Raw genomic sequence first — 22,146 nt, 5'->3', positions numbered from 1 at the left:
TTGTGATGACCGACACCGCTGTGACCGAACCGACCCCCGACCAGGCCGCGCTGATCGCGCGGGTGCGGCGCATGATGCTGATCGCGGGCCTGACCTCGGCATTGGCCGTGGCCGTCGTGTTGATTGCCATCGGCTACCGCCTTTATCGCAGCGAGGGAAGCCCCGTTTCCGTATCCGATGTCACTGCTGCGCTGCCGAAGGGCGCCCGTATCGTCGCAACCGGCGTCGCCGGCGAACGGCTGGTCCTCACGCTTGATATAGGCGGTGCAACAGAGATCCGCACATTTGATGCAAAGACACTGAAACCTGTCGGCAGGCTGACCTTCGTCAACGAGCCCTGATCGAAGCAATCGCGAAGCGGCGCAGTCGATCAACCAAAAGCTGCAGCGTATTTTTTCCGCATGCGTTCGCGCATCGAGAATGTGTGCCGCCATCTTTTCGGCCGAGTTGCACGCTCAGCTTGTGCCATGTCGGAGTCCAACCCCAGCGCTTCTGTCGAACAGAGAGTTGAATCCGATGCGTCGGGTTCGTGCGCGGACCCGACGCGTCGCGCGCTGCTGACGGCATTGGCGGGTTGCGCCTGTCTCGCCGCGATCGAGCCCGCAGCCGCCGACGATGACGAGCAGCCGGGCGCCAGTGAGCGACCACAAAAAGCCGACGTCCTGGTGCGCGCCGAAGGCGACAAGGCCGGCCAGGTCATCAAGTCGGATGATCTGACCTTGGGCGGACCGCCCATTCGTGCCTGGCCGCAGGACCCGAAAACTTCCGTCGTCCGAAAGGGTTCGCGGCTCAACGAGGTCGTGCTCGTCAAGCTCGATCCGAACGAACTGGACGACGCCACGCGTGCCCGCGCGCCCGACGGCGTCGTCTGCTACTCGATCATCTGCTCGCATGCCGGATGTCCGATCACCGCCTGGGTGAAGCAAGATCAGGGCGACAAGAACGTTCTGAAATGCCTCTGTCACAACTCCGAATACGATCCGCGGCAGAATGCGCAGGTCGTGTTCGGGCCGGCGCCACGTCGCCTCGCGGCATTGCCGCTGACGGTTGCCGACGGCGCGATCACAGTCGCAGCGCCATTCGTCGGGAAGGTGGGTGCTCAGCAGGGAGGATGAGGCCGCACCGGGAGTTCTGCATGACCTAAAGCATGATCCGGAAAAGTGCGAAGCGGTTTTCCGAAGAGATCATGCTCAAAGCAAAAACTGAAAAAACAAAACAGAGCAGGGAGGTAGCATCTCATGACAAGCAAGCAGTGGTTACTGTCGAGTTGTGTCGCATTCACGTGCCTCATTTCGACCTGTGCCGTCGCAGGGCCGATCGAAAACTACAGTTCCGTCACCTCTGCGCGACTCGAAAATCCCGAACCCGGCAACTGGATGCTCTATCGCCGGACCTATGACGGACAGGGTTATAGTCCGCTCAATCAGATCAACACATCCAACGTCAAGGATCTCAAGCCGGTCTGGACTTTCTCCACCGGTGTACTTGAGGGCCACGAGGCGCCGCCGATCGTCAACAACGGCGTGATGTTCGCCGCGACCCCGATGGGGCAGGTGATCGCACTCAACGCCAAGACCGGCGAAGAGTATTGGCGTTACAAGCGCCAGCTCCCGGACGATCTGTTCCAGCTGCACCCGACCAGCCGCGGCGTTGGCCTGTGGCAGGACAAGGTCTACTTTGCCACTACCGACGACCATGTCGTCGCGCTCGACGCCAAGACCGGCAAAGTGGTCTGGGACACCAAGGTGCAGGACTACAAGAAGGGTCAGTATTTGACGCTGATGCCGCTGGTGGTCGACGGCAAGGTGATTGTCGGCGGCTCCGGCGGCGAGTTCGGCGTACGCGGCTATGTCGTCGCCTACGATGCCGACAGCGGCAAGGAGCTCTGGCGCACCTTCACCATCCCCGGCGAAGGCGAGCCTGGCCATGAGACCTGGAGCGGCGACGACTGGAAGTCGGGCGGTGGATCGGCCTGGATGACCGGCACCTATGACAAGGACAACAAGACGATCCTTTGGGGCGTCGGCAACGCCGCGCCGTGGCCGGGCTCTGCTCACGCCGGCGACAACCTCTACACCAGCTCCGTGATCGGCCTCGATCCCGAAACGGGCAAGATCAAGAAGCACTTCCAGTATCACCAGAACGATTCCTGGGACTGGGACGAGGTCGATGCGCCGATGCTGATCGATCTGCAGCGTGAAGGACGTTCGTTCAAGAGCCTGATCCATCCGGGGCGTGATGCGATCTTCTGGATACTCGAGAACAAGCCGGACAAGATTAACTATGTATCCGGCTGGCCGTTCGTGAAGACCAACGTCTGGAAGGGTATCGAGGCCGAGACCGGCCGGCCGATCGTCGATCCCGAGCACAAGCCCGTGCTTGGCAAGCGCATCGAGTTCTGCCCGTCGCTATGGGGCGGCAAGGATTGGCCGTCGGCGGCCTACAGCCAGAACACCAAGCTCGTCTATGTCCCCGCCAACGAGAATTTCTGCGGCGGCTTCACCGGCGAGAAGCAGCCGCTGGTTCCCGGCCAGCTCTGGCTCGGCACCAAGCCGGAGGACATCGGACTGACGCCGGCACCCAACGCCGATCATTTCGGCGAGTTGCAGGCGTGGGATCCGTCCACCGGGAAGAAGGTCTGGCAGCACGACTTCAAGACCTCGCAGCTGTTCGGCTCGGTGACGGCGACCGCCGGCGATCTGGTGCTGGCAGGCGGCACCAACGACCGCATGTTCCGCATCTTCAATGCCAAGACCGGCGAGCTGTTGTGGGAGCAGAAGACCAACTCCGGCATCATGGCGATGCCGATGTCCTATGAGGTCGATGGCACGCAATACATCGCGGTCCAGTCGGGCTGGGGCGTCGACGCGCAGCGCATCCAGGACGCGCTCGCCGGCAAGGTTGCGGGCTTCGAGAACAACGTGCCGCAAGGCGGCGTGATCTGGGTGTTCGCGCTCAACAAGAAGTAAAGAGCGCGGCCTTCCGATAGGGGGCGATGCGATCGGGAAGCGGCGAGGGGGGAGCCCGCCGTTTCCCGGTCCGCTCCGGTCGGTCTATCTCCACGTCATTGCGAGCCAACGGGTCGCGCGAATGCGCGCCCGATGACAGGCTCCGCGAAGCAATCCATAGCGCCACAACCGGAGAGATGGATTGCTTCGTCGCTGTCGCTCCTCGCAATGACGATGTGGTGCCTTCAAAGTAAAACGCCCGCGAAGATCGCGGGCGTTTGGTCTTTTCGTCTAACGTTCCTGCCTCACGTCTCCAGCTGCTTGCCGATCGGAAGCGCGCGGATGCGCTTTCCGGTGGCGGCAAAGATCGCGTTGCTCAGTGCCGGTGCGAACGGCGGCACGCCGGGCTCGCCGACGCCGCTCGGCGGGGTGTCTGCCCCGGGCGGCACGATGTAGACGTTGGTGATCGCGGGTGACTCGTCGATCCGGATCACCGGGAAGTCGTCGAAATTGCTCTGCTGCACCTTGCCGTCCTTGAAGCTGATCTCGCCGTATTTGGCGAGGCTCAGCCCCATGATCGCGGCGCCTTCGATCTGCGAGGCGATCCGCTCCGGGTTGACGTAAGTGCCGCAATCGATCGCGGTGTCGACCCGAGGCACCGTGAGCTTGCCCTTGTCGTCAACAGCCACCTCGACGATGGTCGCGATGTAGCTGACGAAGGAACGATGCGCGGCGATGCCGAGACCATGGCCTTTCGGCAACGATCGACCCCACTCGCCCTTTTCGGCGACCAGTTCGACTACCTTGCGGAGCCGCGCGGTGTCGATCGGGTAGCTGTCATAGGGCTCGCCGTAGTTCCAGGGATCCTTCACTGAGGACAGGTTGACGATCCGCGGGCTGCCGATCAGTTCCAGCAGCATCTCCTTCTGGTCGCGACCCGTCGCGTGCGCGATTTCCCCGACCATGGATTGCACCGCGAAGGCGCGCGGGATGTTGGACACCGAACGGAACCAGCCGATCCGCGTGAACGCGGCCGCTTCCGGATTCTCGCACTGCAAATTGGCGATCTCGAACGGATTGTCGATCAGGCCCATGCCGAGTTCGAACGGCGCTTCGTGATTGGCGCCGGCGGCGAAGGTCGAGGCGATAGTCGGCGCCACGCTGCGGTGCCGCCAGGCAACCACCTTGCCGCTCTTGTCGAGACCGGCCTCGATCCGTTCCACCGAGACGGTGTGCAGGAAGTCGTGATGCACGTCGTCTTCACGGGTCCACTGCACCTTGACCGGCGCGCCGAGTTCCTTCGACAGCAACGCCGCCTCGAGCGCGAAATCGCATTTCGACTTGCGGCCGAAGCCGCCGCCGAGCAGCGTCACATTGACGGTGACATTGTCCTCGGGGATGCCGAGCGTCTTGGCGACGTCCTCGCGGGTGCCGCCGGGGCTCTGCACCGGCGCCCAGATCTCGGCCTTGTCGCCCTTGACGTCGGCAACCGCGACCGGCGGCTCCATGCTGACATGGGCGAGATGCGGCAGATAGTATTCGCCCACGATCACCTTGTCGGCACTCTTCAGCGCCGCATCGACGTCGCCTTCCTTGCGCACCACGAGGCCAGGCTTGCGCGCGGCCTCTTCCAGCGAGGCGCGATAGGTGACGGAATCGTACTTGGCGTTGGCGCCGTCATCCCAGACGATCTTCAACTGGTCGCGGCCCTTGATCGCGGCGCCGGTGTTGCGCGCGATCACGGCCACGCCGCCGAGCGGCTGGAATTTTGACGGCCAGGGCCAGCCCTTGACCTCCATGACCTTCTCGACACCGGGCACCTTCATCGCCGCGCTGCCGTCGAACGACTTGACCTTGCCGCCGGTGACCGGCGGACGGGCGATCACAGCGTATTTCAGGCCGGGCAGCCGGATGTCGGCGCCGTAATGCGCCTTGCCGGTGGTGATGTCGTGCAGGTCGACGATCGAGACCTGGCCCTTGCCGAGATAGCGGAAGTCCTTCGGATCCTTCAGCTTGAGGCCTTTGATATCAGGTACCGACTCCTTGGCGGCATCGGCCGCGAGATCGCCGAAGCCGATCTTGCGTCCGCTTGCGCTGTGGACGACTTCGTGGTTCTGCGCCTTCACCTCGGTGACCGGCACGCCCCATTTCTTGGCGGCGGCGGCTTCCAGCATCGAACGCGCGGAGGCGCCGATCTGGCGCATCGGGATCAGATAGTGTCGCGTGCTGCGCGACCCGTCGGTGTCCTGGTTGCCGAACTTGACCTCATCGCCATGCGCCTGCTGGACGTGGACGCGCGACCAATCGGCCTCCATTTCCTCGGCGACGATCAAAGGCAGGCTGGTGCGGACGCCGGTGCCCATCTCGGAGCGGTGCGCCAGGATGGTGACGACGCCGTCGGGGGCGATCGCAACGAACACGCGCGGGTCGACCACGACGCCGTGCGGCATCTTGCCGGCACCGGTCTCATAGGCGAACGCCTGCCGTGTCATCACGGGTGCGGCGAGCACGAAGCTGCCGGCGATGCCGAGACCCTTGAGGATGCTGCGGCGCGAGACGTTCTCGACCTTCACATGCTTCTCGAAGCCGCGAAGCTTGCCAGAATTGGTGGATATGTTGGTGCGAATGTTCATGTCACACCCCCGTCGATGCGAGATGAACGGCATTCTCGATCCGCTGGTAGCAGCCGCAACGGCAGATATTGCCCGACATGGCTTCGCGGATCTGGTCGTGGTTGGGCTTCGGATTCTGGTCCAGCAGCGCCGCGGCCTGCATGATCTGGCCGGCCTGGCAGTAACCGCACTGCGGAACATTGACCTGGCGCCATGCCTTCTGCACCGGATGGTCGCCGGTCGGGTGCAGCCCCTCGATGGTGGTAACCTCGCGGCCGACGACGTCGGAGACCGAGGTGATGCAGGCGCGCACCGCTTCCTTGTCGATGATCACGGTGCAGGCGCCGCACAGGGCCTGGCCGCAGCCGAACTTGGTGCCCGTGAGGCCGGCTTCGTCACGCAGATACCACAGCAGCGAAAGATCCGGGTCGCCGTCCCAATTCTGTTCCTGGCCGTTGATTTTTAGTTTGATCATGGTCTGTCCTCGCTCTGCTTAAGCTATTGACCGGTGCGGGCAGGGCGGAACGTCTTCCATGGCCTGCGGCCGCGCTGATGTTTGTTTTTGCCAAGATATTCGTGAGCCAAGTCGCCGTGCCGGCGGGCTTCGCCTTGTTCCAAGCACTCCTCTTGCTACTTGAGCGCCTCCCCCGGCGCAGCATGGTGAAGAGCTGCGATGTTAGCAGAGGCAGGCCGTCGGGTGACTTCACAGCCAGGTGTTTTGCATTTCCGTTTGGCGAAAGCAGGGCCGTGTACGATGAAGACATGACATCCGGAGGTGGCGATCATGCGATCGGTGCCGCCCCATCGCTGGTCCATGCGGGTGCGGCGCGCTGAGGCCCCGCGGGGCGCAGGGGGCGTTCCGGGCCAGCTCCCGTGCCGAAACCGCCGGCACGGCATGGTAAGCATGGATGACAAAATCCCCACCGCAACGCACAAGCCATCTTGCGGCAGCCCGATTTCAAGGCTATTGCCTTTCCCCTCAACGCTCCCTTCGTCTAGCGGTTAGGACGCGGCCCTCTCAAGGCTGAAACAGGGGTTCGATTCCCCTAGGGAGCGCCAGCAAACTCAGGCACTTAGGTATCCATCAGCCGAGTTCGTTGAATAATGGTTGAATAAGACGCTGGTGAACAGCGGCGAACGCTTGCGGAATTTGCTACCGATATTCGCCAAATAGCCTCAGCGCGATGCCTCATTGTGGCTGGCGCATTCGCGAAAAATTTCCTCGTCGCCCTTGGTGTCCGCAAATATTCAAACCGCCTCTGACGTGCGCTGTCGTACGCGAGCGCCCTCGGATGCTCGCATTGACGTTGCTCGTCGCACAATCAACCCTTCTGTCGAGCTTTGTGCGAATAGGAGGGCCACGTGAGATACAATCGACGAGAGAAAACTGGCGGGCAACAGTCACAAGTCAGTCTATCCGCTCCGAAAGCCGCAGAACCGAGTACGATGCCGTTCGCCCAGCGGCTCACCTGCACGATTGACGATGCATGCGAAGTGACCGGCTTGGGACGCACGAAGCTTTACGAGTTGATAGGGGCTGGACGTATCGTCACGACAACGATCGGACGTCGGCGACTAGTAGTGGTGCGCTCACTTCTGGCGCTGCTTGACACCAACATGTCGAACTAATGGACGCGCGATTTAAGGGGGCAACACCACTTTGAAGGCGCATTTCCTCGGGCACTCATTTTGATGACACGACCGTGCTCGCTTACGCGCAGTGATCGATGTCGTGTTCGGCGACGCCGTCGAGCCCGGCGTTCAGGAAATCGATCTGCCGGTGCCGTTGGATTTTCCAGCCCCCAAGCTCCGCTCCTACGCCCGTGAAACCGTTGTGGCGGAGAAATTCCAGGCCATGGTCTCGCTTGGTCTCGCAAATAGTCGCCTGAAGGACTTCTACGACGTTTGGCTGTTGATCCGCTCCTACAAGTTCGAAGGCGACGCGCTAACGACGTTCGAGCGCCGCAAGACCGAGATTCCAACTAAGCGTCCTGACGGCCTGACGACCGCCTTCACGGAGGATGCCGGCAAGGAGGATCAGTGGTCGGCATTCACCAAACAGGTTGCGGTCGAACCCGGATCGCTGACCGAGGTGTCGAACGCCAGCCGAGGTTTTTACAGGGGGAGCCCTTATGGAAAGCCACTCGCTGGTTGGAGGAAAGGTCCAGATTTACCGATGCGACAACAGTCGCTTCTTGACCGCCTGTTGAGGAAGTTTGATGCCGCCGCCAATATGGACTGGTGGCTAGTCGACTGAACGCTCCTCGCTCCCTTTGGCCGTCCGTAGCGAGAGCGCTCGCCCAAGTCCGGTCGTTCTATATATTCGGAAGTGGCTGACGCTCAGGGAGGATGCTTTTTGGTTGATATCGATGAGTTTAGAGACTCTTAAATACGAATGTATGGGCTCACCAAGGCCGACAAGAGCTATACATTCTATCACGATGAAACCAACAATATCCGCAAGCTGCATATCGCCGCTCAGGCCCTGAACGTCGCCGAGTTAAAGGTCTTCGTCTTGGGCGGCGTGGTGCATGAAGGTGCGCCGCGCCCGATAGACATCGGGCCGCTGCGGGTCGTCATGCGCGTTCAGAAGACGGCCAGCGAAATTAAACTTGAGCATGTCGCAAAAGGCGACTTTCTGGACCTGTTGCGATCGCTGACCACGTTCTTGCGCTGGATCACCGAAAACGGCCTGATGATCCACTATCATGATCTCGACCCGCTCTATTGGTCGATCGTTGTTGATTCGATTTTGCTCGAAAATCCCGAGCTGTTCGGGTTCATGCGGCGCTGAAGAGCGACCTAGCCGAGGTGCTGAGAAGTGATCTTCCGGCCACGATCGGCTTATTCCATCGCTACGGCTATCCTGGCTTGGCCCTAGAAAGCCGTAGGCCGTTCCTGAATGAACTCATTGCCCTATTGGAGCACAACAGCGCTGTGCTGCCGGATTTCAATAGGACAATGCTGAAGGGTGTGCTTCAGATGGGGCGAGGGCTCGATGGTCTCGAATTCATTGAAGGCTACGCTTACAGTCGCGGTAAGATTTGCCTTGGCCTAAAAACGGACGTTCGGTCTCTGCTTCCTGTCGGCGATAACCCTATGATCGATTGCGCACTCCGTAAGATATTTAGGGATATCGATTCTGCGTGTGATTGGATTCGACGTCGACAATGGGAGCAGCATTGAGCAACTCAGCGGCACTGGTCCTTTTTTCGGGCGGCCAGGATTCCGCGACGGTTCTCGCATGGGCTCTCGAGAACTATGAGAGGGTCGAAACGATCGGCTTTGATTATGGCCAAAAGCACGCTGTAGAGATGAAGCAGCGAGCTATTTTTCGAGCTCGCTTAGCTGATGAATTCCCCGAGATAGCCACTCGGCTCGGGCCAGACCATGTGGTTGCACTTGACCTTGCCGGTCAGATCGCAGGGAATATCGCGTCGTTTGACGTTTCCCGAAGTGAGATGCTCCTTCGGAAGAAATATATTCCCGGGCGAAACCTCATAATGATGTCTTTGAGCGCAAGTGTAGCGTTTCGGAGGGGCATTGAGACGCTCGCTTGTGGCGTCAGCGAGACCGAATACTCGGGTTATCCCGATTGTCGGCGTAAGGCTATGAACGCCATAGAAGCAGCGCTGAACGAAGCGACAGGCTTTTCATGGTCAATACAATGCCCCTTGATGGAGCTAGACAAGGCCGGGGTCTGGAGGCTGTCCAGTGCCCTTGGCGGCAGCGCCTTACTAGAACTCATCAGGGAAGAGACGCATAGTTGCTACGAAGGCGTGAGAGGGAGGCGGCAACCTTGGGGATACGGATGCACACAGTGCGACGCCTGCCGACTGCGAGAGAAGGGCTGGCGGGAATTCACTGCGGCCTCGGCGTAGCAATCTAAGCGGATTTCATCCGTAGACATCTGCTCTCGCCACTCACGCACCATTGGCGAGGCGAAAACCTCAATATATTCAAGTAAGGAACATGCTCTCGGTCACAGTTCAATCCTGTCTGGCAGCACCACCTATCCTATTGGATGCATTGATTTTATTGGACATTCGGTCCTGAGTGCCACACAAGAGTGCCACACAGAACCATGGTTTCCTTGAACTTCTCAATGTCCACCCGCACCCGATCCAGCATTCCCCAGTTCCGCGTTCGCGTCCCTGCCAAAGTCATCGCGCAGCTACGCGGCAAGCGCGTGCTGCTCAGCCTTGGAACCGAGCGGCCCTTCATCAAGGTGGTGAAGATCGGAAACGATATTTCTTTCAGCCTCGAAACGGATGATCGGCTCCTTGCGGAGGCGCGGCAGGCAAACGCATTGGATCATCTTCGGCGGCTGTTCGAACTTGACAGAAGCTGAGCCCGTCTCTTTCTCTCACAAGGCGCTGGTCGCGCTATCTGGCGAGGCGTACCGGATTTACGACGAAATCCATTCCGACAGTCCCGGTGAGCCTGGACCGTGGAGCTATCACAAGGCGCTGCATCGCGCGGCACTTGAAGGCCGCATACAGTCCCCGCCGCCCGCTGTGCTCATGCCGAATGAGGCGGCGACCGCGATGGAGGTGTTTGGTGAGGGCGATCTGACCGCGGCTGTGAATGCCCTACCGCCCGGACAGTTCGATAGCCTGGAGGACCGGTTTGGGTTGATCGCCGATTGGGTACTGATCCGACAGCGCATCCATCTTGCTCAGGGTGACCGTCGCCGGTTCCTCCATCTTGTTGGCACCGCTGCGCTAGATGCTGGCTGGCAGCTCCGCCGCAATGCAGAGGGAGACTACAAGCCCGATATGAAGGCGCTTCGCTTTCCAGCTATCGAGAGCGTAACAAAAGCTAAACCGAAGCATACGATCAGCGGGCTGTTTGACCTCTGGTGGCAGGAAGCCAAGGCCACCGGCCGTTCACGAAAGACTCATGATACCTACCGGGGGCGGTGGATAGGCTGATCAAGCATCTTGGTCATGACGACGCCGGCCGCGTAACCGACCAGGACATGCTCGCGTTCAAGGATGCTCGACTCAAGGTAGTGACCGTCAAATCCTTGCGGGATGGTGATCTCCCAGGCATTCGATCAGTGTTCGGCTGGGCCGTTGACAACAAGAAGCTGGCAAGGAATCCGGCCGACGTCATCAAGATCAAGGCGGAGAAGAAAATCCGCACGCGATCAAAAGGCTTCACGGAAGACGAGGCCAAGGCGATATTTGAAGCCTGCCTCGCATACGCCCGGAAGCCGAAAGAGGACGCACGGACCGCTGCGGCCAAGAAATGGGGTCCGATTATCGCCGCCTACTCCGGTTGTAGGATTGGCGAGGCGTTGCAGCTTCGAAAGGAAGATGTTCGTAGGGAGTCTGGACGCCATATTTTCGATTTCAACCCGGCTGCGGGCAGCATCAAGTCAGGACTGTTCCGGCTGGTCCCCGTGCATCAGCACCTGATTGATATGGGGTTCTTAAAGTTCGTTGAGACCTCTGGCGATGGCCCGCTGTTCGCAAAGGGCGCTTACGAACGTGTCGTGGCGTTCGTCAGAGGTGTGATGACAGATGATCGTGTCCAGCCTAACCATGGCTGGCGGCATCGCCTCAAGACGATCGCCCGAAACCTAGGGCTCGATCACCGTGTCGTTGACGCCATCCAAGGTCACGTGCCGCGAACGGCCGGCGAAGACTATGGCGACGTGACGGTGATCGCCATGGCTCGCGTAATTGCCGCTATCCCTCGAATTGCGGCCAATATCGACGCGCGTGCTCCCCGTAACTCCGCCGGAGAAGGTTCAATCACCAAGAAATAGCCGGCATCAGCCAGACGCTTGAGTGAACTCCGCACCATGTTGCGGCTCAACCCTGTCCTTGGTCAGATTCCCGGCCAGCGGATCATGGCCGAGCGCGAGGCGAAGGGGCTGCGCCGGATCGACCTGTTTGACACGTGCTCGACTTCGCCGGCAACGAGCTGCAGGTCTCGATCCCCGAGGCGGACTGGCGCAGATGGGGATTGGAAGATCAGCGTGGAGCGCTCGCTACCCACGCCCGCCGTGGATATGATCTCGGTCTCACCGAGGACACGGCACGATGGGCGACACGACGGCGGAGATGGCACGACTGATGAAGGTTGCTGAGGCGATCGTCCACGAGATGGACCGCCAGGGCGTCGCCGACCAGATCGCAGATCTCGGCTTCGACCTGATGGCGCTGGCGCGGGCGGTGATCAGGGCAGCAGACGGCGAAGTGATCCCGTTCCGGCGGCCACCGGGTCATTAGCGCACGGAGCGCTCGATGGTCATCCGGTTGAAGACCTTTTGCCCGTGAGAACCAGCCAGATAGCAATAGCTATGCTGGACGCCAGGCTGCCCGTCCTCATCAGGAACAGGAGGTTGTCGTCAGATGGTATTCTGTATCGCCACCCCGTGAAGGCGAGAATGGTCGTCATGATGTACAAAACGACGCCCCCCGCGAGCCCCCACTTGAGAGAATCCCTGAGCATCTCGTCCCCCCTCCGAAAGCAAATCTGGATGCCATTCCGGCGGACGGCGCGCAACTGGAGAATGGTGTTGATCCGCGCGTAGCGCCCGCCGGCCATGCCCGGTTCTGACCCGGGCGGTCCCGGTGATCTTCAGGGCGAAGCCCTCGCTACCGGCGCCAGGGCTTGTCGATCCAGGTCTCGATGGCCCACTTCAGGAAAGGGCGTCGTTCGAGCCAGCGGTTCACGTAGAGCATCTTGATGCGATCGTATGCCCACGCCTTGTCGTGGTCGATCAGCGTGCCAATCGTCGTCCTGCGTCGCTTCATGGTCCCCCATCCCCCATAGCGGCAACCGCCGCCGTTACCTCATTTGCCCGCTGGCCAACGCCGAAATGGCATACATCGTCTTGGCGGCGAGCGGTTCGTTCGCATACTTGGGATTCTGGCTGATAAACCTGGTGATCAGTGCGACGATTTCGGTGTGAGACATTTTAGACGGCCGCGATGGAGAGTCGTCCTTCGGGATGCCTCTTTCAGTGTTGTAGCTCTCGACAACTCGTCCAAATCGCTCGCAGAACTCTTCGTCTGCAGGTGTGAGGCGCATCGAGTCAGCAGCTATCCGTGTCAGCTCAAGGCACTTTTGCTGCGAGTCGTTTGCCATTTCACCGGCCTGAGCGAGATCCGGCAAAGTTGCCGCGCCAGCCAGCACAAGCGCGACAATGCAGATCTCTCGTAGGGCGCCCCATCGATTTTGAACCATTGCCCCTGCTCACCAACCGGAAACTGATAAAGGAAACCGCCCCAGACGGGCGTCTGAAGCGGATACAGAATAATTGCTCCCACGCTACTCGATCGCGAGGCGTTTGTCATGATCGCCGATCCGCGTGGAGCGGAAAACGGCCCGCGCCGGCCGCGGCGGTGACTAGTCTGTTATTCCAGGGCGAACCCCTCGCTACCCGTGCAGCAATTCGGGCGGCTATTCCGGAAGGGCGGTCGGCTGGCCGCATTGTCTGATCGGCCGCAATCGACTGCATCAGCGCAAGCGCCGGACCGGTCAGGGCACCGAACACACCGGTTGCAACTAGATGCCGGAGATTGTCAGCAGCGGCACGAGCGAAGGTGACGGCTTCAGCATCGTCTCCTCCCAGCTTTTCGAGCGCCGGCAGGAGCGTCCAGATTCCTCAGTGAGGTGCATTAGCAAGCACCCTGAGCATAGGCGGCATCAAGATCGACGTGGCTGGTCGGATGGACAATCCAGTCCCTCAGCCAGCGCGGCGCGGGCATGCTATCGATGGTCGATTGATCGAGGTCTCTGAGCGATCGGATATTGTTAAGCACCTTCCAGAATGCGTCCACAGCGTCCAGCACGCGGGGAAGGTAGACTGAATGGATTGCGAGGTCGTCGCCATCGGTTGACCGGGCGACATGCCGGCCATTCTCGTTCGTGATGCTGTAGCCGCGACGGGGTTGGCTCATGTAAAATCCTCCTTGCGTGTGAAGTGATCGGCAACATTGTGATGAAGCCGCGTTTGCAAGTCCATTTGCAGTTTCGCCGACCGGTTTGCATTCCAGCAAATGTGACCATCACTGCCAGGAGTACATCCGTCCCAGCAGTGATGATCTATCCGACAGCGATCAGGCGTACTCGCTCGCGGTGTCGTGAGTGCGCCAGTTCATCGACTCGTCAATCCGGCGCTGCACTAGCGTTGCTAATGCTTCGGGATCGTGACTGCTGCCGTTGATGTGAATTGCCACGTTCCCCGGGACTGAGCGCACGTCGCCCGCACCTGCTCCAGGATTGACAGCCGTCGGAGAAGGAACGCTCTGGATCATCTCTGTTGGCGCCGGGACGTTTGCAATCGGCGCGGCGCTGCTGCCGGCGATGCCGGTTCGGCTAGACCCGTTGGGATCGGTAGGCAAGCCCTGGTCGGTGTAGCCACCGATGACGTGGCTGCCCGCAAGAGCGCGGTTGGTGTAGGCATCGTACTTGGAGAACTCCTTCGGGTTGCTCTGCAGCCTGCGGATCGCTCCGTAGATTTCACCCCGCGGGATGGGCCCATAGAAGCTATCTGGTTTGCCCTTCAGATAACCCTTGGTGCCGAGATGTGGAACGCCGTTGGCATCCATGCCGATCATCTGGCGGAGCGTCTTGCCCTCCATGTCGGCGCGGTTCATCAGGCTCTCGATAGTACCGCCTCCGCTGGCGCCCTCGGTGGCTTGTATCGCCGCGAGATGCATCCTGAGGGTCGGATCGCTGTCTATCTCCCGCTGGAACCTCGCACGTCGAGCGGCGAGGTATCTGTTGCCGCTGAGACCCTGACCCGTGGCCGTATCGAGAGAGCCGCCGATCGACGGGACCTTATCCGCGCCCGTGATAGCGCCAACACGTTCACGACTGGTCCGCATGATGCTGCCGCTGCGGCCGACTCCGAAGTCGGGCAGCGCCGCGCCGGGCGTGCTCTTCACCAGGTTGGGGACGCCGCCGACGTAGCTGCCCGCGCCAAGACCACCAGATGATCCGGGACCGCCGCTTGCTCCACCGATCGCTACATGCTGCAAACCTCCGGGTCCGTTGCTGATGAACGCCGCGCGCTCGATCTTGCCGGTAAACTTGTTCAAGTTGTCCGAGAGGTCGCTGCTGCGACGCATATCCGAGTCGCCCTCTCTCGGCGAGAAGCCGCCTAGACTTCTTCCTGCGGCACCAGCCCACGCAAGATGGCCAACCGACCCTGCGGCCCGACCAGATCCCGGGCGGCGGTTTCGAATTCCTGCCGGTCCATCTTGGCGAAGCCGTCCCACCACTCCGGCGCCCAGCGCTGCTCGATGATGTTGCCGAGCACGAGGATAAAGTTGGTACTCACGACGTCGTTCTCGCGGAGTCGATCGCGCAATACAGGCACCGCGCCGGCGGCCTCGCCGACTGCGGCGGCCCTTGACGTCTCGTCGTCCAAGGCCTCCTGAATTTTCTCCTCGATGAAATCCAGAAGGTCGAGAACGAAGGCGGCGAATTCGGTTCGTCGGCGGGATGTCATCACGTGCTCTGTGGTTTCGATCCAGCCGGTGACACTCTCGGCTTGTGAGGGCCGGCTGACTGATCGATGATGATGGGGTGAAGGGGACCGGCAGCTAGTTAGGCCACCGGTCAGTCCGGGCAATCCGCCGGCCATGGGTTGAGCGTCAGATTGCGACTCTCTTCTGGGACTTGGGGCGATTGTTCTGCTGGTACCCTTCGTAGATACCTTCCATCAGGGTTCTCCGGCGCTTTGATGTGCCGGGGCTCGATCCCGTTTTGCTCACGCTTGTAGTTGCTAGGCTGGCTTCACCGCGATATCTGCGATGTAGTGCCGGTACAGGGTGAAGGGGCGCCCTTCATGCTCGATAACTAAAGAATCCATAAAAATAGAATGTACCGTATTGGATACGTAGACTTTCCCATCAGCCCCAGTAACCACAAACCCAGTGCTAGACTGATCGGCAACAACGCATTTTGCCGCGTATAATATGTCCTGCACGGAATGCTTTGCCGCGAAGGTCTTGATAATGATCTTCAAAGAAAGACCAATATCCGGGAAGCTATCGCTAAGTTCGCGCAATTCCTTCTCTGCGGCTTTTTCCTTTAGGTGCCAGTTCATTTGATTTGTGGTCGGAGGAGCCACGAACGGCGCGCCAGCAGCGCGGGCTTGGGTGTAACCAAAGACCATCCTCAGACTCGTAGGCTTATCGTTTGCCATGGTCCTCGCGCTCCCTTACATATTCCGCTATGCTTACCGATAAGCACGGCAAATCGAAGGCAATGGAACCCCGCGCCGATGACCTTTTATGTTTTTCATGCAACGCCGATGAAACGGGCACGCGTCCACTATCACAGTTGCAAACACTGCCGGGACGGTCAGGGGCAGGAAAATCAGGACAAAAACGGCTCTGGAGCGACCGGTTGGGACGGGCCGTTCAACAGCCGGAAAGAGGCGGAAGACTTCATGGCACGCCACTACCGGTTCGAAGACGTGGGCTGCTGTAAGTACTGCTTGGAGAGCTAGTGCCACGAGGACCTAAGGGCGAGAAGCGCCCCGCCGATGCCATCGGCAACGCCATCATGATCGCCAAGATCGCCACCGGCGAGATCGAGGATATCACCACGGAGGACGGCAAGAACGCCGCCGCGGTGGCGCTGGGTCGCATGGGCGGCAAGGCCAGGGCGGCGGGATTATCCGCCCGAAGACGGAAAGAAATCGCCCAAAAAGCCGCCAAGACCCGCTGGGAAAAGCCTTGATCTTAGATCAATAAGTTCTCGTAGAACGCCCGCCGACGGCGGGAGCGCCGGGGGACGAGCCGGACCGGCACTTCTACGGAGGCGCTCTCATGTTGGCCTAAGCCATGCATCTGCTACGGACGGAGCCGGTCCGGGAGGTCCGAATCCATCTGGACGGCCAACACGCGACCCAGTTCGACTTTCCCGGGTGGCTCGGCAAGCGAGGTTTTCGACGCATCGAGCATAAAACCGGCCTCGGCCCTTCAGGCTCGAGGGCAGTGAGTGACCAGAGGGGCTGGCTCAGAGAACTTGCCGGACGATCAGCGTGTGGAGGCTTTCATTCTCCTTCGGAGGGTTGGTTGCCTCCTTCTGGAATGCCTTCAGCAGCTCCTCCATCCTCGCCTCTTCGTTCTCAAGATCCGGATAGCGCAGCTGCATGAGCAAACGAGCAAGCTGCAATTTGAACAGGAGCGCCTTAATCGATCGGGGGCTGGGACGCCGCCTTGCGGTTCGGAAATAATGCGGCATGAAGACACGAAGCTTTTCGATTTCGTCGTCCGAGAATCTCACGTCGCCAGTCTCGAAGGGAGTTTCCGTGGGTTTAGGAATAAGCTGGGTTGGAATCGGCGGGAGGGCTTCGAGGGCTTGTCGGCGCGCCGCTTCGTTAGACCGGGCGCCATCGAGAGCTTCGACGACATCTTTCCGACCTGCAAGTCGTTCCTCCCTGGTCATGGAGGCGGTTGCGCGATTTGCTGCATCGATGCGTTCGTTTTGAACATTCGCCTGCCGCTTCTCTTCGATTCCCTTGGGCGTATGGTCGCCCATCCGCATTCTATCCGCTGCCGGCCACTGGTGGCGCGAAGGACCTTCTTCATCTACGCGGCGAAGCGGTTTTCCGGCGGCGACCTCCTCGTACTGCTCCTGCAGGGACGCCACTAATTCCGCTGCTTTGTGCAGATCGCCCTCCGCGTCCCTTCGCTGCTTTTCCAATGCCACCGCCTCTTCCTTCTTGAGCTTCTCGTTCTCGTGCCCGGCTAGTTTCGTGACGAGCTCCACCACGTCGTCGTCGGAAAGACGCGACATTCGAAGATGGCACGCGAACAACTTCTCGATCTGCTCCTGAACGATGCCGTTCATCGCCTCACTTTTCGCGGCGTCATTCAATCTCTTAGCACGATCTTCGATCATCGTCTCGTAGCGAAGTGCAATAGCGTGGTTGAGAACATGTTCGTCTACCAGCATAAGCACCTGCAATCTTCTGTTGATTTCATCGTCATCCAAAAGGAGACGAACATTCTCGATGACACTCAGCATTTCGGTCGGTGAACATCGGTCCAAATCATCTACAACGAGGAGTACTTTGTCCGGCCTGCGTTCTCGAGCGAATTTCGGCAAGATCACCAAAAGCAGCGCGAGGCCCGTCCAAATTACCAGGATCAGCCAGTGCGTCGCATCGACGACCGATGGACCCGAAGCAGCCTCTTTCCAGGACACGCCGATCCAACGCGCGAATGTCGCAAGGTCGAACGAGGACCGTTGCAAGAGAGCTATCGCCCAAATGATTGAGATGGCCGCGATGCACGCGACGGGTATGATCGGATCGCGCCAAGACCACGACGCACCTCGGTCCTTCGTCCAACCCTTCATGAGAAAACGAACGTCGTCACCGATCAGGGCAAGCATTCCAAGATTTTCGTCGCGCCCGACAAGGTTGAGATTGCGATGGAATAGTTGCCTGACTTTGTTGCTTGCCCCCATCCAGATTGAAGCTGCATAGATGAGGGTGGAAAGCCCGACGGCAGAAGCCAAAAGCGAGAGCAATTGCAGCTTTGCCTGGATCGGAATAAGAGAAAGCGCGAGCAGGACCAGCGAAGCCAGGACCGCGATGGACCCATTCCGATCGGTAGCAACTCGCAGAGCCAGCGCCCAGCGCTCCAGAGGACCGGCGGAAGTCGTGACGGCGGTCGCTAGGCTCTTGTACAGGTAGACCCAAGATTCGGGCGGAGCTCGATATTTCCAGGCGTTGTGAACGACGACCCTGTACCGAAGATCCGCGTAGGTTTCCGCCTTGGGTACTTTCACGTTGTTCCGGTACTCCGCCGGGCTCTCCAATAGCGGCTTCAGCAATCTCAGCAGTGTGGTCTTGCCGCTTCCCCAAGCGCCGAAAAGCGCAAAACTGAATTCGCCTTCCGAAACGCGAAGGATAGTCGCAAGCGCCTTCGCGTAGTCGATTGCATTGAGGCCTAGTTCGTCGAGCGTTGCCTCGCGGACGATTCTAACGTGCCGACGCTGCGAGGTCGGATCCGCATTCGACCTGGACGTGATGGTGGGCCGTGCGCCCAGCACGACAGGCGCTGCCGCCTCCTCGGATGCGATCGAGGCACGCCGCATATCAAGAATTTTCTTGACCCTCTCCGAAATCCCGCTGCCTTGGTCCTCAAGGAGCGATTGCACCAGCGCTGGCACAGATAACGGCTCTTCGACCTTCCAAGTTCGCAACGCTTGCCTCAACCCGGGCCCCAACGTTGCGCCGATCGCGGCCTTGAGATTGTACTCCTCAATGTTAACTGCAGGCACTGGCGGTGGTTCGGAAAAGAAGTCGTCAGACATTTGTTCCAAGTCCGACTTTTCAAGTCCGGCTGATTCTAGGACGTATCTGAGGTCCTCCAGCTCCTCGGACCTCTCCTGGGTGTTTTGGTCGTAAATGAAAGCCGTGAGTACGTACGATGTGGAAGATAGTTCGTCGGCATGGGAATTTTTGTACTTGAGGCATCGGGCCGTCTCCGAGAGTAAACGCGCGGCGAGATCGGTCAGGCGCACGCCCGAAATTCGCGCCTCGCGCAAGATGGCTCGCGATGTGCTGTCGAAATTGGGACCGCCCAGATCGACCATGGATATCTCCAGCTTTCGAACGAAAGCCTATCTGAAGGCGATACCGGATGCCAATGCACTTCGGGGCGCAATAGGCAGAGATCGGTGGCTACGCAGTCTCATGCTCGACAAGCAGGTGTTTTCGTTCTAAAGTTCAATTTTAAGTTACGCGCCTTTCGTCAAAATCATTTGGGGGAATCCCATGCCAGAAGTACGCCCGGCAGGTCCCTATCCGCTCGACGGCATCGACCTTGAAACCTGGCTGGTGCGCTTCGACAAGAACGGCGTATGCACTTCGCCTGGCACCCGAGCAGCGTTGCTCGCGGCACTGGCTGCGACGCCGACTTCTCCGGTTCTGTTCTTCTCCCACGGCTGGAACAACGATTTCGCTGACGCCGTCGACCTGTACCGAACTTTTTTGAGCCGCTTGCAGGAAGTGCTGCAGACCAATCCCCTTCCGCCGGGGCCGGCGCCAATTTTCGTCGGCATCACCTGGCCGAGCATATGGCTGCCGTCCGACAGCGGGCCGCAGATGGCTGCGGCCGGACCGCGCGGACAGGATCCGGAGACGGAACGCGTCGCTGAGGAGCTACTCGACATCCTACCGTCATCAACCGACTGGAACCGCTTCTATCAGCTCATCGATGCGGCCCGGTTGACGCAAGCAGAGGCCAAGGAGTTGGCCAGCATGTTAGTGCCGGCGGTCAAGGCGGACAGCGTCGGCCCCGACGAGGCAACAGCGTCCGAGGACAAAATTGTCGCGGCAATGAACGCGATGCAGGCCGCGCGCGGCGGGGCACCGAACAGAGACAATCTCGACGATTTCGGTACGGCGGACGGGGCGGCCAGACCCGGCCTCGGAGCTGCCGGCATCCTCAGCTATCTGGACCCGCGCTGGGCCGTCCGTCTGGCATCGCTCTACATCATGAAGGACCGCGCCGGCACGGTCGGATCCAACGGCGTGGCGGCGCTGCTGCAAGACATCAAGCAGTCGACGCATGGCCTTCTCCACATGGTCGGTCATTCCTTCGGAGCTAAGGTAATGTTGTCGGCGCTCGCTGCGCAGCCGGCGAACGGCAGCCTGGCACGCTCACTGCTGCTACTGCAGCCGGCGGTGTCGTATTTGAGCTTCGCGGCCACCGTGCCGGGCCGGGAAGGGCCAGGCGGCTATCGCAGCGTGCTGGATCGAGTCGTCAACCCGATCGTCACCACCTACAGCAACCACGACATCCCGCTGCACGAAATCTATCATCTGGCGCTCTTGCGCCGCGAGGACCTCGGCGATCTGCAGATCGCGGCCGGAGAGACCGCGGCCGGCAATCCGCCGAACGCCTATGCGGCTTTGGGTGGTTACGGGCCTCGCGGCGCGGACCAGCGTCTTGTCAATACGATTCCCGGCCCCGGCGAGGCGCTTGATCTGGCGGGCGCGCGCCTCATTGGGCTCGACGGCTCCGTCCCTAATAGGATCGGCTCACATGGTGGCGTCGCCACCGAGTTCACCGCCTGGACGCTCCGTGCCTTGATGGCCTTGCCGTGAGACATGACGATGCCTTTGCAGACCACCCTATCGGATTTCCTGAAAGCGATTCCCAATCCGTTCGCGAAGAGCAATCCCGACCTGATCGTCCTGCGTACGATGCTGACGTTCGGGGAGGACAAGGCGAACGTCATGTTCGACCTCGCCGGCTACGGTAAAATCAGTGAGCAGGGCAGGCGAACCTGGCGGCTCGCACTCAACGAAATCGGGGTTTCCGAGCACCTAAGTCCAGATCAGGCGCACGATATGAGCGTGCTGAGCCTTCCACTTCAGCTTCAGGAAGGACTGAAAGCAGGTGTCTCGCTGATGGACCCGGCCGCGCAGCTGCCGCTCTGGCTCGATCTAGTGCGCCCCTATGGCTTCCTGGGAATCTTGCCTTGGGAGCGGGTGCTGAGCGAGCTGCTTGTTCGTCCTGTGTTCAGGCTTCCTGATTTCCTGGCGCGCCCGCGCGAGAACACAGACGTTCTGGAAGCAGCGATCCTGTTCGACCCGCCGCCGTCGATCGCGCCGGACAGCGCTGTAGACCAGCTCAAACTCATTGTCTCCGAGCTGCTCGCCGGCTCGCCGCGGGTCCAGACCCGGATCCACGTCTTTGCCAGCGCCCCCTGTGCCAAGGTGCTGGCAAATCCGAGCGTCAAGCTCGACAAGCGCGTCAATGTCCACACTGCAAACGAGAGCACCCGAGCCGCAGCCGAACGGTCCAACTTTGTCTCGCCCTGGTTCGACTGGATCTGCGCGGCGCTCGAAGGACGAAGTCTCGACGCGGTACACTTCGTGTGCAGGACGAGAGCGACGGAGAGTTCAGCGGTGCTACTGCTCGGCCGCTCGCCGCACGATACCGAGGCGCAGACGCTGGCGGCCATCGAAATCGCCGACGTCGGGGCGGCCCTAGCGAGGGTGGGCGCCTGGACCGCGATGTTTTCACCGCCGGCGGGCGACATCGATGACGGGGCTATGGCTTTCGTTGCCGACACTCTGGCGCAGAGCAGGCCCGGCTCGGTATTGTTCCATCTCGCGAGGCCGGACTGCGCGCACGACCTGCGCGAAACCTTTCGCTTTCTGTTTTCGCCGGAGCCGGCGCATCCGCCAAAGCTCGCTAATGGCTTTTTGTACTGTCAGCCGGAGAGCGTCGCCGCTCATGCCGGTTTCCATCCCGCAATCGCCTCGAGCGTGCTGCCCGCGGAATCTCCAGAGCTCGCGAGGCAGGCGTCTTGGGTGGACCGGGCGCGGGCGAAGGCAGGCGTCTACATTCCAGCTATCGGGCTCGATCTCAAACAGGCGCCAGATTGGGCTTCCGCAGCGCAGCGCTATGTCGAAAGCGCTTCGCTCGATCAGCTTCGACGCGTATCGACCGACGTCCTGTTCAGCAAGCCTACCGCCGCGCTCGACCAGGTCGAGGCGGCCGCGCAGAGTCAGACTGTGCAGAAAACGCTTTCCGATATCCAGAACATCGTCGGAGACTATCTGAAGCGGTCGCAATGACGGT

24 protein-coding genes and 1 tRNA gene are annotated in these 22,146 nt (G+C 60.4%); 16 read left to right on the top strand and 9 right to left on the bottom strand.

Annotation, left to right across the window (positions count from 1 at the left end; genetic code table 11):
* Positions 1-5 precede the first annotated feature (5 nt).
* From ACE10Z_RS37355 to ACE10Z_RS37345, 3 genes are all read left to right on the top strand, one after another.
* Positions 6-341, top strand: a complete 336-nt coding sequence (locus ACE10Z_RS37355; RefSeq protein ID WP_223977202.1) for a hypothetical protein — start codon at positions 6-8, stop codon at positions 339-341.
* A gap of 126 nt (positions 342-467) precedes the next feature.
* A complete protein-coding gene (locus ACE10Z_RS37350; RefSeq protein ID WP_375790016.1) occupies positions 468-1,115 on the top strand; it encodes a ubiquinol-cytochrome c reductase iron-sulfur subunit in 648 nt (215 codons plus the stop codon).
* Between the two features lie 123 nt (positions 1,116-1,238).
* A complete protein-coding gene (locus ACE10Z_RS37345) occupies positions 1,239-2,969 on the top strand; it encodes a methanol/ethanol family PQQ-dependent dehydrogenase (RefSeq protein WP_375785165.1) in 1,731 nt (576 codons plus the stop codon).
* A 284-nt stretch (positions 2,970-3,253) separates the two neighbouring features.
* Here the strand turns inward: ACE10Z_RS37345 and ACE10Z_RS37340 are convergent, their stop codons facing one another.
* A complete protein-coding gene (locus ACE10Z_RS37340; protein WP_375785164.1) occupies positions 3,254-5,581 on the bottom strand; it encodes a molybdopterin cofactor-binding domain-containing protein in 2,328 nt (775 codons plus the stop codon).
* Between the two features lies 1 nt (position 5,582).
* On the bottom strand, positions 5,583-6,035 hold the full coding sequence (locus ACE10Z_RS37335; RefSeq protein ID WP_375785163.1) for a (2Fe-2S)-binding protein: 453 nt from the start codon (positions 6,033-6,035) through the stop codon (positions 5,583-5,585).
* Positions 6,036-6,544: 509 nt separating this feature from the next.
* Here ACE10Z_RS37335 and ACE10Z_RS37330 point away from each other — a divergent pair.
* The 9 genes from ACE10Z_RS37330 to ACE10Z_RS37290 all read left to right on the top strand — a co-directional run bounded on the left by ACE10Z_RS37330 (position 6,545) and on the right by ACE10Z_RS37290 (position 11,802).
* Positions 6,545-6,619 (top strand) — tRNA-Glu (locus tag ACE10Z_RS37330).
* 387 nt (positions 6,620-7,006) lie between these two features.
* The gene (locus tag ACE10Z_RS37325; RefSeq protein WP_044590027.1) at positions 7,007-7,189 is read left to right on the top strand and encodes a helix-turn-helix domain-containing protein; all 183 of its coding nucleotides are present in this window, start codon (positions 7,007-7,009) and stop codon (positions 7,187-7,189) included.
* A gap of 91 nt (positions 7,190-7,280) precedes the next feature.
* Positions 7,281-7,817, top strand: a complete 537-nt coding sequence (locus tag ACE10Z_RS37320) for a nucleotidyl transferase AbiEii/AbiGii toxin family protein (RefSeq protein WP_375785162.1) — start codon at positions 7,281-7,283, stop codon at positions 7,815-7,817.
* 138 nt (positions 7,818-7,955) lie between these two features.
* Positions 7,956-8,354: a hypothetical protein gene (locus ACE10Z_RS37315; RefSeq protein ID WP_375785161.1), complete on the top strand. Its 399-nt coding sequence runs from the start codon at positions 7,956-7,958 to the stop codon at positions 8,352-8,354.
* A gap of 376 nt (positions 8,355-8,730) precedes the next feature.
* Positions 8,731-9,441: a 7-cyano-7-deazaguanine synthase QueC gene (queC, locus tag ACE10Z_RS37310; RefSeq protein WP_375785160.1), complete on the top strand. Its 711-nt coding sequence runs from the start codon at positions 8,731-8,733 to the stop codon at positions 9,439-9,441.
* A 224-nt stretch (positions 9,442-9,665) separates the two neighbouring features.
* Entirely contained in the window at positions 9,666-9,911 is a 246-nt protein-coding gene (locus tag ACE10Z_RS37305; RefSeq protein WP_375785159.1) for a hypothetical protein, read from the top strand.
* Entirely contained in the window at positions 9,898-10,494 is a 597-nt protein-coding gene (locus ACE10Z_RS37300; RefSeq protein ID WP_375785158.1) for a hypothetical protein, read from the top strand. Before ACE10Z_RS37305 ends, ACE10Z_RS37300 begins: the two co-directional genes overlap by 14 nt.
* Complete coding sequence (locus tag ACE10Z_RS37295; protein ID WP_375785157.1) at positions 10,482-11,336, top strand: hypothetical protein; 855 nt, start codon at positions 10,482-10,484, stop codon at positions 11,334-11,336. Before ACE10Z_RS37300 ends, ACE10Z_RS37295 begins: the two co-directional genes overlap by 13 nt.
* 277 nt (positions 11,337-11,613) lie before the next feature.
* A complete protein-coding gene (locus tag ACE10Z_RS37290; RefSeq protein WP_375778876.1) occupies positions 11,614-11,802 on the top strand; it encodes a hypothetical protein in 189 nt (62 codons plus the stop codon).
* 369 nt (positions 11,803-12,171) lie between these two features.
* Here ACE10Z_RS37290 and ACE10Z_RS37285 read toward each other — a convergent pair whose 3' ends face one another.
* The 6 genes from ACE10Z_RS37285 to ACE10Z_RS37260 form a co-directional block, all read right to left on the bottom strand.
* Complete coding sequence (locus ACE10Z_RS37285; protein WP_375785156.1) at positions 12,172-12,330, bottom strand: hypothetical protein; 159 nt, start codon at positions 12,328-12,330, stop codon at positions 12,172-12,174.
* Between the two features lie 34 nt (positions 12,331-12,364).
* Positions 12,365-12,763: a hypothetical protein gene (locus tag ACE10Z_RS37280; protein WP_375785155.1), complete on the bottom strand. Its 399-nt coding sequence runs from the start codon at positions 12,761-12,763 to the stop codon at positions 12,365-12,367.
* 434 nt (positions 12,764-13,197) lie between these two features.
* Positions 13,198-13,479, bottom strand: coding sequence for a hypothetical protein (locus tag ACE10Z_RS37275; RefSeq protein WP_375785154.1), 282 nt, complete (start codon positions 13,477-13,479; stop codon positions 13,198-13,200).
* 159 nt (positions 13,480-13,638) lie between these two features.
* Positions 13,639-14,652, bottom strand: coding sequence for a hypothetical protein (locus ACE10Z_RS37270; RefSeq protein WP_375785153.1), 1,014 nt, complete (start codon positions 14,650-14,652; stop codon positions 13,639-13,641).
* Positions 14,653-14,684: 32 nt separating this feature from the next.
* Positions 14,685-15,035: a hypothetical protein gene (locus ACE10Z_RS37265; RefSeq protein ID WP_375778882.1), complete on the bottom strand. Its 351-nt coding sequence runs from the start codon at positions 15,033-15,035 to the stop codon at positions 14,685-14,687.
* Positions 15,036-15,311: 276 nt separating this feature from the next.
* A complete protein-coding gene (locus ACE10Z_RS37260; RefSeq protein ID WP_375785152.1) occupies positions 15,312-15,734 on the bottom strand; it encodes a hypothetical protein in 423 nt (140 codons plus the stop codon).
* Between the two features lie 78 nt (positions 15,735-15,812).
* Here ACE10Z_RS37260 and ACE10Z_RS37255 point away from each other — a divergent pair, with 78 nt between their 5' ends.
* Together ACE10Z_RS37255 and ACE10Z_RS37250 are read left to right on the top strand one after the other, a co-directional pair.
* A complete protein-coding gene (locus tag ACE10Z_RS37255; protein ID WP_375785151.1) occupies positions 15,813-16,040 on the top strand; it encodes a hypothetical protein in 228 nt (75 codons plus the stop codon).
* Between the two features lie 56 nt (positions 16,041-16,096).
* The gene (locus ACE10Z_RS37250; protein WP_375778885.1) at positions 16,097-16,273 is read left to right on the top strand and encodes an RNA-binding protein; all 177 of its coding nucleotides are present in this window, start codon (positions 16,097-16,099) and stop codon (positions 16,271-16,273) included.
* 279 nt (positions 16,274-16,552) lie between these two features.
* Here ACE10Z_RS37250 and ACE10Z_RS37245 read toward each other — a convergent pair whose 3' ends face one another.
* On the bottom strand, positions 16,553-19,144 hold the full coding sequence (locus ACE10Z_RS37245; RefSeq protein ID WP_375785150.1) for a P-loop NTPase fold protein: 2,592 nt from the start codon (positions 19,142-19,144) through the stop codon (positions 16,553-16,555).
* A gap of 181 nt (positions 19,145-19,325) precedes the next feature.
* Between ACE10Z_RS37245 and ACE10Z_RS37240 the strand changes: the two genes are divergently transcribed.
* Positions 19,326-20,660, top strand: a complete 1,335-nt coding sequence (locus ACE10Z_RS37240; RefSeq protein WP_375785149.1) for a hypothetical protein — start codon at positions 19,326-19,328, stop codon at positions 20,658-20,660.
* A 9-nt stretch (positions 20,661-20,669) separates the two neighbouring features.
* Positions 20,670-22,142, top strand: coding sequence for a hypothetical protein (locus tag ACE10Z_RS37235; RefSeq protein WP_375785148.1), 1,473 nt, complete (start codon positions 20,670-20,672; stop codon positions 22,140-22,142).
* The last annotated feature ends 4 nt before the right edge of the window (positions 22,143-22,146 follow it).

Origin of the sequence: Bradyrhizobium sp. Pha-3 (assembly GCF_042258615.1) — a bacterium.
Taxonomy (GTDB): domain Bacteria; phylum Pseudomonadota; class Alphaproteobacteria; order Rhizobiales; family Xanthobacteraceae; genus Bradyrhizobium.
Note: the sequence above shows the minus strand (reverse complement) of the source record. Positions and strands in the feature narration are given on the sequence as shown.